Source organism: Flavobacterium gelatinilyticum (assembly GCF_027111295.1).
Taxonomy (GTDB): domain Bacteria; phylum Bacteroidota; class Bacteroidia; order Flavobacteriales; family Flavobacteriaceae; genus Flavobacterium; species Flavobacterium gelatinilyticum.
Window position 1 is genome coordinate 2,284,028 of record NZ_CP114287.1, and the last position, 14,682, is coordinate 2,298,709.

11 protein-coding genes are annotated in these 14,682 nt (G+C 36.6%); 8 read left to right on the top strand and 3 right to left on the bottom strand.

What is annotated here, in order from left to right; all coding sequences use genetic code 11:
* The first annotated feature begins 61 nt into the window (after window positions 1-61).
* The 7 genes from dinB (at window position 62) to OZP11_RS09615 (ending at window position 8,538) form a co-directional block, all read left to right on the top strand.
* Window positions 62-1,243, top strand: coding sequence for a DNA polymerase IV (dinB, locus tag OZP11_RS09585; protein ID WP_281234988.1), 1,182 nt, complete (start codon window positions 62-64; stop codon window positions 1,241-1,243).
* 3 nt (window positions 1,244-1,246) lie between these two features.
* A complete protein-coding gene (locus tag OZP11_RS09590) occupies window positions 1,247-4,306 on the top strand; it encodes a DNA polymerase III subunit alpha (RefSeq protein ID WP_281234989.1) in 3,060 nt (1,019 codons plus the stop codon).
* A gap of 139 nt (window positions 4,307-4,445) precedes the next feature.
* Window positions 4,446-5,825, top strand: a complete 1,380-nt coding sequence (locus OZP11_RS09595) for an exonuclease domain-containing protein (RefSeq protein ID WP_281234990.1) — start codon at window positions 4,446-4,448, stop codon at window positions 5,823-5,825.
* 49 nt (window positions 5,826-5,874) lie between these two features.
* Complete coding sequence (xth, locus tag OZP11_RS09600; RefSeq protein ID WP_281234991.1) at window positions 5,875-6,672, top strand: exodeoxyribonuclease III; 798 nt, start codon at window positions 5,875-5,877, stop codon at window positions 6,670-6,672.
* Window positions 6,659-7,285 (top strand): alpha-ketoglutarate-dependent dioxygenase AlkB family protein, encoded by a 627-nt coding sequence (locus tag OZP11_RS09605; protein WP_281234992.1) that lies wholly within the window; start codon window positions 6,659-6,661, stop codon window positions 7,283-7,285. Before xth ends, OZP11_RS09605 begins: the two co-directional genes overlap by 14 nt.
* 159 nt (window positions 7,286-7,444) lie before the next feature.
* Window positions 7,445-7,906, top strand: a complete 462-nt coding sequence (locus OZP11_RS09610; protein WP_281234993.1) for a DUF1810 domain-containing protein — start codon at window positions 7,445-7,447, stop codon at window positions 7,904-7,906.
* A gap of 227 nt (window positions 7,907-8,133) precedes the next feature.
* Complete coding sequence (locus tag OZP11_RS09615; RefSeq protein WP_281234994.1) at window positions 8,134-8,538, top strand: MFS transporter; 405 nt, start codon at window positions 8,134-8,136, stop codon at window positions 8,536-8,538.
* Window positions 8,539-8,670: 132 nt separating this feature from the next.
* On the opposite strand, the gene OZP11_RS09620 is transcribed toward OZP11_RS09615, so the two are convergent.
* Window positions 8,671-10,083, bottom strand: coding sequence for an APC family permease (locus OZP11_RS09620; protein WP_281234995.1), 1,413 nt, complete (start codon window positions 10,081-10,083; stop codon window positions 8,671-8,673).
* A 301-nt stretch (window positions 10,084-10,384) separates the two neighbouring features.
* On the opposite strand from OZP11_RS09620, the gene OZP11_RS09625 reads away from it, so the two are divergent.
* Window positions 10,385-10,795, top strand: coding sequence for a DUF5958 family protein (locus OZP11_RS09625; RefSeq protein WP_281234996.1), 411 nt, complete (start codon window positions 10,385-10,387; stop codon window positions 10,793-10,795).
* A gap of 37 nt (window positions 10,796-10,832) precedes the next feature.
* Here the strand turns inward: OZP11_RS09625 and OZP11_RS09630 are convergent, their stop codons facing one another.
* Together OZP11_RS09630 and OZP11_RS09635 are read right to left on the bottom strand one after the other, a co-directional pair.
* On the bottom strand, window positions 10,833-11,978 hold the full coding sequence (locus tag OZP11_RS09630) for a peptidoglycan endopeptidase (protein WP_281234997.1): 1,146 nt from the start codon (window positions 11,976-11,978) through the stop codon (window positions 10,833-10,835).
* Between the two features lie 380 nt (window positions 11,979-12,358).
* A complete protein-coding gene (locus tag OZP11_RS09635) occupies window positions 12,359-14,623 on the bottom strand; it encodes an aconitate hydratase (protein ID WP_281234998.1) in 2,265 nt (754 codons plus the stop codon).
* Window positions 14,624-14,682 lie beyond the last annotated feature (59 nt).

The following is a 14,682-nucleotide window of genomic DNA, read 5'->3' on the forward strand; positions in this document are numbered from 1 at the left end:
AAATATATAAAAAAATGTTATTACCTGTGCTAATTTTGTTCCATACAAAAACAAAAAGAAAATGGCACGGGCAATTGTACATATGGATCTGGATACCTTTTTTGTATCCTGCGAACGACTCACCAATTCTGAACTTAACGGAATTCCGCTTATTGTAGGCGGTGGTGAACGTGGTGTTGTCGCTTCTTGCTCGTATGAAGCCCGCAAATTTGGAGTACGTTCTGCAATGCCTATTGCAATGGCAATGAAGCTTTGCCCCGATGCAAAAATTATCAAAGGCGATATGGAATTATATTCGAAAATGTCTCATGATGTTACCGAAATTCTCCAGGAAAAAGCACCTGTTTTAGAAAAAGCAAGTGTCGATGAATTTTATCTTGATATTACCGGAATGGACCGTTTTCACGGAAGTTATAAATGGACCGATGAATTGGCTCAAAAGGTAATTAAGGAAACCGGATTACCAATTAGTTTTTCATTATCGATCAATAAAACCGTTTCTAAAATTGCTACGGGCGAAGGCAAACCAGTAGGAAACCTTGAAATTCCGGAACATAAAGTGCAGACTTTTTTAAATCCGCTTTCGATTCAGAAAATACCAATGGTGGGAACTGTAACTTTCCAATTGTTGTCCCGAATTGGTGTTCGCAAAATTCAGACTTTAGCCGAAATGCCTGCTGAGATTTTACAGCAAATGATTGGCAAAAATGGCCTGGATATTTGGAAAAAAGCCAACGGAATCGATCATACACCCGTTGAACCGTATAGCGAAAGAAAATCTGTTTCAACAGAACATACTTTTTCTCAAGATACGATTGATATTGCAAAACTGAAAAGAGTGCTTTTGGGAATGGTCGAAAAACTGGCTTTTCAATTGCGTTCTGAACAATGGCTGACTTCTACTGTTACAGTTAAAATTCGTTACGCCAATTTTGATACCGAAACCAAACAATGTCGTGTTGCCTATACTTCTGCCGATCATATTTTGACTAAAAATGTAATGGAACTTTTTGAAAAAGTTTATCAGCGTCGTATGCGTCTTCGTTTAATTGGCGTTCGCTTTAGCGGATTGGTTCGCGGAACGTATCAAATTGATCTTTTTGAAGATACTCAGGAAATGTTAGCGCTTTATGAAGCTATGGATAAAATGAAAAGCCGTTACGGTTTTGATGCTGTAATGCGTTGTGCCGGAGCCCACTTTAAGCCCAATACTAAAGACGAAATTTTAAAACGTATTAAATAAATCATGTATCTTAATTGTCATTCCTTTCATTCTCTGCGTTATGGCACGATTCCTCTTGATAAACTTATCGAGCAGGCTGTTTTGCATGATGTAAAAACAATGGCATTAACAGATATTAATACCGTTACAGGAATTTATGATTTTATAAGAGCATGCGAGAAAAACGAAATCAAGCCTTTGGTTGGAATGGAGTTTCGTTGTAATCATCAATTCCGATATATTGGTTTAGCAAAGAATGCTGAAGGACTTGCCGAAATGAATCGCTTTTTAACGGATCATAATTTCAGCGGAGAAGTTCTGCCTTTGCGCGCTCCAAAATTTGAATCGGCTTTTGTCATTTATACTTTAGAAAATGCTCCCGAAACACTTTATGAAAATGAATTTATCGGAGTTCGTCCTGAAGAAGTTACAAGTCTTTTGACATCAAAACATAAAAATAAAATTGCCCAAATGGTCATTTTACAGCCCGTGACTTTTGGCAGTAAAAAAGAATATAATCTGCATAAAGTGCTTCGTGCCATTGATACCAATATTATTCTGTCTAAACTTACCGAATCAGATCATTGCAAAACTTCAGATTTTATAAAACCATTAGAAGCTCTTTTGCCTTTCTATGAAAAATATCCTGAAATCATTTCGAACACGCAACGCATCATTGACAATTGTAATTTTCAATATGAATTTGGTGTTCCTCAAAACAAAAAATTCTTTAAAACAAGTCGTGAAGAAGATATAGAAATGCTGACATACTTAGCTATGGAAGGTTTTGAACGTCGTTATGGAAAAGAGAATATAACAGCAAAAGCACGTGTTGAAAAAGAATTAAAAGTTATTGACGAATTAAAATTCAGCGCTTATTTTTTAATTACGTGGGATATTATTCAATACAGCAACAGCAAAGGCTTTATGCACATTGGACGCGGAAGCGGCGCTAACAGCATTATTGCTTATTGTCTCGGGATTACCGATATCTGCCCTATAGAACTTGATTTGTATTTTGAACGTTTTTTAAACCTTAACCGCAAAACGCCCCCCGATTTTGACATTGACTGGAGCTGGCAGGAACGCAATGTAATTTTAGAATATATATTCGAAAAATACGGCAGAGATCATGTTGCTTTCTGCGGTACTAATGTCGAATTTAAATACCGATCAATTTTTAGGGAAGTAGGAAAAGTGTTTGGTCTTCCGAAAGAAGAGTTAGATATATTGGCAAAAAATCCGGAAGAACTTCATCCCACAAATAAAATTGTGCGGCTGGTTCAGGAATATGGGGCTATGATGGGAAAATACCCAAACCAGCGCAGTATGCATGCCTGCGGAATCATTATTTCTGAAGAACCTATAACCAATTATACACCGCTGGAAATACCTCCAAAAGGATTTCCAATCGTACTTTTTGATATGCATATTGCCGAAGAAATTGGTTTTGACAAATTTGATATTTTAAGTCAGAGAGGTATTGGCCACATTGACGACAGCGTAAAACTAATTGAAAAAAACCGAGGTATAAAAGTTGACATTCGAAATACTTCGATTTCTAAAGATGAAGCGGTTTGCAATTCTTATTTGGCAAAAGGAGATACAATTGGCTGTTTTTATATCGAAAGTCCAGCCATGCGCGGATTATTACGCCGATTGAACTGTGACAATTATAAAATTCTCGTTGCCGCTTCGTCTATCATTCGTCCCGGAGTGGCGCAATCCGGAATGATGAAAGAATATATTTTTCGCCATAACAATCCAAATCAGTTTGAATATTTTCATGAAGTTTTTAGAGAACATCTTGGTGAAACCTACGGCATTATGGTGTATCAGGAAGATGTGATTAAAATCGCCCAGCATTACGGCGGGCTTCCTGCTCCCGATGGCGATATTCTGCGCCGTGCCATGTCAGGAAAAGGAAGATCGCTGGAAGCTTTACAAAAAGTAAAAGACAACTTCTTTGCTAGCTGCGCGCAAAAAGGGCACCCAGAAGCTTTGAGTCAGGAAATTTACCGTCAGATTGAATCTTTTGCGGGCTATTCTTTCTGCAAAGCACACTCGGCTTCTTATGCTGTTGAGAGTTATCAAAGTTTGTATTTGAAGGTCAATTATCCTGTCGAATTTATGACCGCGGTAATCAACAATCAGGGCGGATTTTACAGAACCGAGGTTTATGTACATGAAGCGCGCATGTCGGGCGGCATTGTTCATAATCCGTGCGTGAATAAAAGCGAATATCAAACGACTTTATACGGAACCGATATTTATTTAGGTTTTATGCATTTGCAGAGTTTAGAATCTAAAATTGCGTATTTAATCGAATCAGAAAGAACCAAAAATGGTGATTATCTTTCTTTAGAAGATTTCATCAACCGCATTCCAATTGGAATTGAAGGTGTGAAAATATTGATTTTTATTGGCGCTTTTCGCTTTACAGGAAAAACAAAAAATCAGCTTTTGATTAGCGCGAGTTTGTTATTGAACAATTTTAAACCTGAAAACAGAAATTTGAAATTACTTCAGGAACCTGCCAGAGAGTTTAAGCTTCCTGTTTTGGAACGATCCGTTTTTGAAGATGCTTTTGATGAAATCGAATTGTTGAGTTTTCCCATTTCATGTACGGTTTTTGATCTTTTACAAACCAAACACAGAGGTGATATTATGGCGAAAGATTTAGTAAAATATCATAAAAAACAAGTTAGAATGCTGGCGTATTTAATTTCCAGAAAACATGTACCAACCAAAAAAGGAGCCATGTATTTTGGAACCTGGATTGACCATGAAGGTACTTATTTTGATACAGCACATTTTCCGGATAGTCTGGCGCGACATCCTTTTCAGGGCGGAGGCTGTTACCTTTTGTTAGGAAATGTAGAAGTCGATTATCACTTTCCTACCATTACGATTCTTAAAATGGCCAAGATGCCCTTTATCCCGGATCCGCGCTACATGGACGCTAAAGATCAATATCGAACACAAAGTCAGATTAAAGAAGATATCAGCATGACGAATAGAAAGCCATATCCTTCGGCACATGAGATTAATATGCCGAGACATAGAATGAAGTTTAATTCTTAATAATGAAAATTGCTCACAAAGTCGCAGAGTCGCAAAGTCTTATTTTAAAGACTTAAAACAAGGAAAACTTTGCGCTTTTGCGTCTTTGCGAGATTAAAAACATAAACAACAGAAATAGAACATTTTACGTTATATACAAATGAAGAAGCAAGAATATGCCATAGTCGATATCGAAACCACAGGCGGAAATGCCAGCGGGAGTCGTATTACAGAAATTGCCATTATTATTCATGACGGTACAAATGTATTGGATCGTTACGAAACACTTGTGAATCCGCAGCAGGACATACCTCCTTCTATTTTCGGATTAACAGGCATCAATAACGAAATGGTGGCCAATGCTCCCATCTTTGATGATATTTCAGAAAAAGTACTGGAAATGCTGACCGATCGTATTTTCGTGGCGCACAATGTTAACTTCGACTATTCATTTGTTCATCATCAATTGGAACAGGCAGGCTTTAAATGGTCGGCAAAAAAACTGTGCACCGTTCGCGCTGCCAGAAAAATCAAACCCGGATTAGGTTCGTACAGTTTAGGAAATCTTTGTAATTCTTTAAATATTTCTTTAGAAAACAGGCACCGGGCAGGCGGAGATGCAGATGCTACTGCTCTGTTATTTTCTCTTTTATTAGAATGGGACGATGCCGGAGAAATCGATAAAATGATCAAAAAAAACGCTCAGGATCAACGTTTACCACCAAATCTTCCGCCTGAAGATTTTAATGAACTGCCTGAAAAACCAGGTATCTATTATTTTTATAATCAGGCCAAAAAAGTCATTTATGTTGGAAAAGCTGTCAATCTAAAAAAACGGGTTACATCGCATTTCACCGGCAATAATATAAAGCCGCAAAGACAACATTTCCTTCGAGATATTCACGGAATTTCTTTTGAAGTATGTGCAACCGAATTAATGGCGCTTCTTTTAGAATGTACCGAAATCAAAAAACTCTGGCCAACTTACAACAGGGCTTTAAAACGTTTTGAGGCTAAATTTGGTATTTATCAATATGAAGCCAGAAACGGTTATAAATATCTGGCAATAGGAAAAATGAGTAAGTTTCAAATCTGCATTCATGAATGTAACAGTCTGTACACCGGCATTAATTTACTGCGAAGTCTGGCTGAGCAGTTTGAAATCGATCATCGTTTTTGTAAATATTCAAGACCTGAAGAAGGCGATTTTTTTTATACTCCTGAAATAAAAGAACTGCCTGATCCTCTTCTTCACAATGAACAAATAGATAATGCAATTGATTATTTATTGAACAACAGACCCAGTTTTGCCATTATAGACAAAGGAAGATCTACTGATGAACGAAGCTGTATCTGGATCGAAAATGGTCATTTTCATGGAATGGGCTATATCCCGAGAGATGTGGCAATTCAGGATCCTGACGATGTAAAAAGTTATGTTACACCTTATAAAAGCAATCAGTATATTGAGCAGTTAATTTTTGCTTACGCCGAAAAACATCCGGGTAAAGTGTTCTTTAACAAACACTTTTTAAAATAAAACTCTGAAAAGCTGTAAATTTAAGATTAGAACTAATTGAAAATCTACTATGAAAATAGCCACTTATAACGTAAACGGAGTCAATGGAAGATTAAATGTTTTATTACGCTGGCTGGAAGAAGCGGCTCCGGATATTGTCTGTTTACAGGAATTAAAAGCGCCACAGGATAATTTCCCCATTAAAGCAATTAATGATGCTGGTTACAACGCCATCTGGCACGGACAGAAGCAATGGAACGGCGTTGCAATTCTTGCCCGAAATATGGAGATTGAAGAAATAACACGTGCACTTCCTGGCGATGAAGAAGATCTACAGAGTCGCTATATAGAAGCTTTGATTAACGGAATCGTAATTGCTTGTCTTTATCTCCCAAACGGAAATCCGGCTCCCGGACCAAAATTTGATTATAAATTAAAATGGTTTGACCGTCTGGCTCATCGTGCCGAAACCTTACTGAACTTAAAGGTTCCTGTAATTCTAATTGGTGATTACAATGTGATGCCAACAGAACTTGATGTTTATAAACCAGAAAAATGGGCTGACGATGCGCTTTTCAGGCCAGAAGTTCGAGAAGCTTTTGCTGCTTTGGTTTCACAGGGATGGACAGATGCAATTCGCATCTTATATCCTGACCAGAAAATTTACACCTTTTGGGATTATTTCAGAAATGCCTATCAGCGTGATGCCGGTCTGCGAATTGATCACTTTTTACTGAGCCCGCAAATGGCAAAAATATTGCGTTCAGGAGGCGTTGACCGACATGTACGAGGCTGGGAAAAAACCAGCGATCATGCTCCTGTCTGGATTGAAATTGAGAAAAAAATAATGGAAAATGACACTATTTAACGACACCGAATTGTTTACAACAGGTTTGGGAGGAAAAAAAATATTTGACATCCCGGATTCTGAATTGATTTTAATCGACGATTTTTTCACCAAAGAAGAATCGGACCTTTTTTACGAAAGAATACTTCGTAAAACAAAATGGAGAGAACACGAAATGGAAATTTACGATAAAACGTATACCGTTCCCCGCATGATTGCCTGGTACGAAGACAAAGACAATGTTGGCGCAGACCCAAAAGGGCCTGACTGGACGTATGAATTATTAAAAATAAGAGGCCGGGTTGAAAGAGAAACACAACTGGATTTTAATACTGTTCTACTTAATTTGTATCGGGACGGAAATGATGGTGTTGGATGGCACAGCGACAAAGAACACAATACAGGACCGGATCCTATCATCGCTTCGGTTACTTTTGGTGAGACGAGAATGTTTAAACTTCGGCATAAATTCAGGAAAGATATTCCGCCAATTGAGATTCCGCTGCATCACGGTTCATTTTTGTTGATGGCTGGAACGACGAATAGTTTTTGGCAGCATCAGGTTCCAAAAACAGCCCGAAAAGTTTTGCCAAGGATCAATCTTACCTTTAGAAGAACCAATCGAAATCTTTGATTTTTATCGAATTAAACACTCAAAAAACGCTTTTTTTATTAAAAAAAAGATAAGATATTACTTCTTTAAAAAGTTAAAACATGCACGTTATGAAGCTTTTATTAGGCAGACCCTATCTTTTTTACTACTTTTGCAACCCTTTTTTAAATATATACCGTAATGGCTTATTCTAACAATGATTTAGCGCGTTTTTTAGATGCGCAGAACAAACTTTATCTTACCGCTCTTTCTGAAATCAGCAAGGGGAAAAAGGAAACACACTGGATGTGGTTTATTTTTCCGCAAATAAAAGGTCTGGGCAAAAGCGATACAGCAAATCTTTATGCCATTAATGATTTAAATGAAGCTTCAGAATATTTGGAACATCCAATTTTAGGAAAACATTTAATTGAGATTTCACAGCTTTTACTAACTTTTAAAAGAAAATCTGCCGATGGGATTTTTGGAGATTTAGATGCCCGAAAATTACGTTCCTGTATGACTTTATTTTCATTGATCGAAAATGCAAATCCAATATTTCAGGAAGTACTGGAAGCTTTCTTTTCCGGAGAAACTGATCCGCTTACTTTGTCTATTATTAATTCAACTATAAAATCTGTTGATGAGCCGGTTGTACTATAACCAAAGCCTACAACGATTATTTACATTAAAAAGACACTAATTATAGTGTCTTTTTTTTGTTTTTAGCCATAAAGCATTCATTGCATTTTTCAAACAGATTTAAAATAATCGAATCAGATTACATACTTTTACTCTGATGCTAGCTTATGAATCTCTTTGATAAATAATTCATTTTAAAAATAATTAGCCCTAACTTGCATATTATCAACCTCACATCTAACCAAATCATGACTGAAAAAATCAAAACACTGCAGATTATCCATCTCGCCATTTGTGCCGGAACCATTCTTGCCTATTTTTTATTGGGCGAGATTTCAGTTGAAAAACTATCGATTCCAACTATCGATTCTTCTTCAGTTGTCTATGTTGCTATTCCTGTTCTGGCCTTTGTATTAAGCGGTATATTGTTTAAAACGCAATTGAAACAGATTGATCCAAAATTAAAACTCGAAGACAAACTTCCTATTTATCAGGCAGCTTCAATCATGCGCTGGGCTATTCTGGAAGGTGCTGCATTTTTGATATTATTTCTAAAACCTGAATTTATATTATTCGGAATACTGATTATAATTTATCTGGTTTTCTTAAGACCAACAGAGGACAGGATTACGAATGATTTGTCCGGTTATTGATTTTTTTATTGGAGAATCGTCAATTTATGTTAGAACTCAGATAAAGATTTAATTAAAAAAGCGTCTTGTAAATTACAAGACGCTTTCAATTTTTATAAATAATATTCTTCAGCTTGAAATCTGAAACAATTTTTATTCTTCTTTTGGTTTTGTAAAGTAGTAAACCGGAATTCCTGTCAGCATAATTAAGACGCCCCATCCACAGGTTGAAAATTTTGTAATTAACAGCGAAACGCAGATTGCAGCTGCAACAATAATATATAACATTGGCAGGAATGGATATCCAAATGCTTTGTAAGGTCTTTCTATATCCGGCATTTTTCTGCGTAAAATGAAAATCCCCCAAATGGTCAGTATGTAGAAAATCAATACAATGATGATTACAAAATCAAGCAAATCACCATATTTTCCTGTCAGACATAAAGCCGAAGCCCAAATACACTGTGCCCAGAGTGCCCAGGCAGGAACGCTGAAATTATTTAAAACAGCGGCTTTTTTAAAGAATAAACCGTCTTTTGCCATTGTATAATAAACTCTGGCTCCCGCCATAATTAATCCATTATTGCAGGCAAAAGTCGAAATCATAATCATAATGGCAATGATCAAAGCGCCAATATTTCCAAAAATATAATCGGAAGCTACAACGGCTACACGATCAAATTTTGCTGTTGCAATTTCATCAAACGGAATGACTGCCAAATACATGATGTTTGTCAAAACATAAATAATGGTTACAATAAAAGTTCCCAGAAATAAACTGAAACCAACGTTTCGCTGCGGGTTTCTAATTTCTCCTGCAATAAAAGTAACGCCATTCCAGGCATCACTTGAAAATAGCGAGCCAACCATTGCAGCTGAAATTCCCGAAATCAAAGCTGTTCCGCTAATTGGAAGCCATGAACCGGTGTCTTTATCAAAGGTACGTGTACTCCATCCATCGGCCCAGTTAGCATCCCAAACAGAAGCTTTTGCTGCCAGTGTTAATCCAAATACGATTAACCCGAGTAGAGATAAAATTTTGATAATAGTTAAAACGGTTTGCAGAATTTTTCCGTTTTTCACACCCCGGCTGTTGATAAAAGTCAGTAATACAATTGTAAAAATTGAAACAAGCTGTGCAGCATTGAGTTTAAAGGAACCCAGCTCGTACAGGATATTTTCGTCGCTTAAAGGCTCATAAAGGTAAGCAGCGAATTTTGAAAAAGCCACTCCAACCGCCGCAATCGTTCCGGTTTGAATTACAGCAAAAAAACTCCAGCCGTACAAAAAGGCAATTAATTTATTATAGGCTTCTTTAAGATAAACATACTGCCCTCCTGCTTTTGGAAACATCGCACTTAATTCGCCATAACTCACAGCAGCGATAACGGTAATTAATCCGGAGATAAGCCAGATAAGTGTCAGCCAGCCTGCAGAGCCTACTTGTCTGGCGATATCGGCACTTACAATAAATATTCCGGATCCTATCATAGACCCCACAACAAGCATGGTTCCGTCTAAGAGCCCGAGTTCTCTTTTAAAATGTTCTTGGTTATTTTCTTGCATTTTATTGGTTTTAGGTTGGTTAAAGATATACTTTTTTTAGAAAATTCAATCCTGAAAATTCCAAATTCCAATTCCTAAAAACGTATCTCACTGGACTGATTTCAACTATATCTTTTGTTTTGTTAAAAGGCAGCAGGTCCTAGTTCTGTAAAAGAAGACACATGGAAAGACGGAACTTATGTAAGTCCTCAAGACAGGAATAGTTTTAAAAAACGATAACAAATACCTGTCTTACTCCACAAAATAATTACTTTAGCTTTAAAGCAATTACCTTAAATCTTTTAAGTTATCGTTTTAACTCATGAATAAACAAGAATTATTAATAAACAAAACAGCCCAGGATAAAATAGATTTTAAACTGGGTTTACAATCTTTATTAGAAGATGCTGATTATAATTTTGAAAACCTATTTACAACTTTAAGATATTATATCATTAACGCTATTCCAAATAAAACCGATTACAGTTCGGAAGCGTATCAAAGAGCTTTAAATACTATTCCACTAAAACCAACTTATACTCCAATTGTAATTTTAAAAACATATCCAACAAAAATAGCGTTTCAAAAGCTGGCAAATTTACCCGCAGACGAAAACAAAAAAACAATTACGTCATTACTCTGGATTTTTAAAATAACAGATACAGAGAGAAGAAATACTGAATGCAAAAATGGCTGTGGTCATTTCTGGCATGAATTAGATGAATTAGAGTAATTACACCTATGCAAACTAAGATTTAGTTCATAAAATCTTATTCCAGAATACGATTTATTTGAGAGAAAGACCTTTGATAGTAAGGTTCTTTTGTAGAAGAAATTATAACACCGCCGTGTGTTGAAGAGTGAACAAACTTAATTTCACCCTCTGCATTTTCAACCACCATGCCTACGTGATTAATATGGCGTCTTCCATTTGTTTTAAAGAAAATTAAATCTCCTTTTTGAGCTTCTGCAGAAGCAATTTTTGTTCCTACACGAGACTGTTCAATTGAACTTCTTGGCAGTTTTATATCGAAATTTCCAAAAGTACAAAACATTAAACCGGAACAGTCAAATCCTGCTTTTGTAGTACCGCCCGATCGATAACGTGTTCCTATGTTTTCTGTGGCACTTACAATTAACTTATCGATTAAATCTGAATTGCTGTTAAGACGTACTAAACTTGAATCTGTTTTTACAGTGGTGTTATCGGCAATCTGTATATTTTCTTCTTTTAAAGGCTGGATTCCTGCCGGATCCTGAACAGGATTTTGAGTTGCAGCAGCGTCTGCTTTTTCTTTAGATGTTTTTATTTTTAAAACGTATCCAACCGGAAGTTTTCCTTTTATAAATGGATTTTGTTTTTCAAGTTCTGCTACTGTTATTCCGTATTTTTTGGCAATGGCATATTTTGTTTCTTTTGGCTGTACTTCTATAATAACCTCAACATCTGTTGAAGGTATTTCTGAATTTACTATTTCCGTTTCCTTAGTAGTATTTTCTGTCAATGAAGATGTTTTTGAAGGAATTGCAATTTGCTGTCCTATTTTTAGTCCTTCTGTTTCTAATGAAGGATTGGCTTTCTTAAGTTCATCAACAGAAACATTGTATTTTTTTGAAATCCCCCAAAGGGTTTCTTTAGCTAAAACTTCGTGTGAACCGGAAGAGGCCGCTGCAATAGTTTCTGCGGGCTTAGGACTTGACTTTACGTTTTTGTTTGGTATTAATAAAACCGAATTTAGTTTTAATACTTTTGGTGCATTAGGATTTGCTTCCTGAATATCTTTAGCTTTTACACCATATTTTTTAGCAATTACAGTAAGGTTTTCTCCTTTTGATATTTTATGTTTGGTATATTTTTCCTGAGAAAAGACACCTACACTAAAAAAAAACACTACTACAATTAATCTAAAAACCATACCTATTAAAGTTTTGTTACTACTTTTTTAAGTTTAAACAACAATTTGAACTCGATTTCTGCAAATATATTGCCTAAAAGGCGAATTTAACTTTTTTATGCAAAAAATTTGCATTTTTTAACAATTATTTTACCTCAAATTAATGGGTTTAAAATCAAAAATCCGTAACTTATACTATTCCTGACAGTTATAAAATCTTCTTTTAATAATTATTTCATAACATGTTTTTTGTGCTTAAACAAAGACACAGTAAGGTATTTCTGTATTTAATAAAACATAAAAAAATACGTACCTGCTAAAAAAAACAATAAATGAATCTGCTTTAAAAAAAAAGCCCTGTTTTTACAGGGCGTTCATAAATATAATTCAATCTTATTTTATTAAGCTTTTCCAGCTGCAATTAAGTTTAATGCAGAACCTGCCACAAACCATCCAATCTGTCCTTCATTGTACGTATGATTAGCCAGAATGATATCTTTTGTACCGCTTGCATGAACAAATTCCAGCGTTAAAGGTTTACCCGGAGCAAACTCGGTTAAATCTAAGAAGTTAATAGTATCATCTTCCTGAATTTTGTCGTAATCTGCTTCGTTTGCAAATGTTAATCCTAAGAGACCTTGTTTTTTAAGGTTTGTTTCATGTATACGGGCAAAAGATTTTACCAATACTGCCTTAACTCCTAAGAAACGAGGTTCCATTGCAGCGTGCTCACGAGAAGAACCTTCTCCGTAGTTATGATCTCCCACTACAATAGACGGAACTCCAGCAGCTTTGTAATCGCGCGCAACAGCAGGAACAGCATCATATTGTCCGGTTAATTGATTTTTAACAGAGTTTGTTTTCTGATTATATGCATTTACAGCTCCAATCAGCATATTGTTAGAAATGTTATCTAAGTGACCACGGAAACGCAGCCATGGTCCAGCCATAGAAATATGATCTGTAGTACATTTCCCAAATGCCTTGATCAGCAATTTAGCACCTATGATATTTTGTCCATCCCAAGGATCGAACGGCGCCAATAACTGCAGACGATCTGATTCCGGATTAACCACAACCTGAACCCCTGAACCATCTTCTGCCGGAGCCTGAAATCCCGGATCTTCAGCATAAAAACCTTTGGCTGGAAGTTCATCTCCGGTTGGTTCATCCAGCATTACTTCTTCTCCATCTTCGTTGATTAATTTATCCGTTAACGGGTTAAATCCTAAATCACCTGCAATAGCTAAAGCTGTCACCAGTTCCGGAGAACCTACGAATGCCAAGGTATTTGGATTACCGTCTGCACGTTTGGAGAAGTTACGATTGAAAGAATGCACAATAGTGTTTCTTTCTTCTTTTTCAGCCCCTTCTCTATCCCACATACCAATACATGGTCCGCAGGCATTAGCAAATACTGTTGCGTTGATTTTATTAAATGTATCAATGAATCCGTCTCTTTCGATTGTAGAACGCACAACTTCAGATCCCGGAGTAATAGTGAATTTTGCTTTTGTTTTTAAATTTTTCGCAGCAACCTGCTTAGCTAAAGAAGCGGCACGTGAAATATCTTCGTATGAAGAGTTTGTACAAGAACCTATCAAACCTACCTGAACTTGTAATGGCCAGTTATTTTTAATGGCTTCTTCTTTCATTTTAGAAATTGGAGTCGCTAAATCCGGAGTAAACGGACCGTTTAAATGCGGTTCTAATTCAGAAAGATTGATTTCGATAACCTGATCAAAATACTGCTCAGGATCAGCATATACCTCTGGATCTCCGGTTAAGTAAGAAGCTATTTTATCTGCTGCATCTGCAACATCAGCTCTGTTTGTAGAACGAAGGTAACGGCTCATTGAATCATCGTAACCAAAAGTCGATGTTGTCGCTCCGATTTCGGCTCCCATGTTACAAATAGTTCCTTTACCTGTACAAGACATTGAGGTTGCTCCTTCTCCAAAATATTCAACTATAGCACCTGTTCCTCCTTTTACAGTAAGAATACCGGCAACTTTAAGAATAACATCTTTTGGAGCTGTCCATCCTGATAATTTACCAGTTAGTTTTACTCCGATTAATTTTGGAAATTTAAGCTCCCATGCCATTCCTGACATAACATCTACAGCATCTGCCCCGCCAACACCAATTGCGACCATTCCTAAACCTCCTGCGTTTACAGTATGAGAATCGGTACCAATCATCATACCGCCAGGGAAAGCATAATTTTCAAGTACTACCTGGTGAATAATTCCTGCTCCCGGTTTCCAGAAACCAATTCCGTATTTATTAGAAACAGACGACAAGAAATCGAATACTTCATTACTTTGTGTTTTTGCCCTTGCCAAATCGGTTACAGCATCTATTTTTGCCTGAATAAGGTGATCGCAGTGAACTGTTGTAGGAACCGCAACTTTTGATTTACCGGCATGCATAAACTGCAGTAATGCCATTTGTGCGGTTGCATCCTGACAAGCAACACGATCCGGCGCAAAATCAACATAATCAACTCCTCTGCCAAACGCCTTTGACGGATTTCCATCCCAGAGGTGATTGTACAAAATTTTCTCTGTTAAAGTAAGTGGACGACCGACGATCTCACGCGCTTTATCAACGCGGCCCGGCATGTTTTCGTACACCTTTTTAATCATTTCAATATCAAAAGCCATAGATTTATTGTTTTTATTATTCTTTTTTGAACACGACAAGTTACAAAAAATAGCGCAAT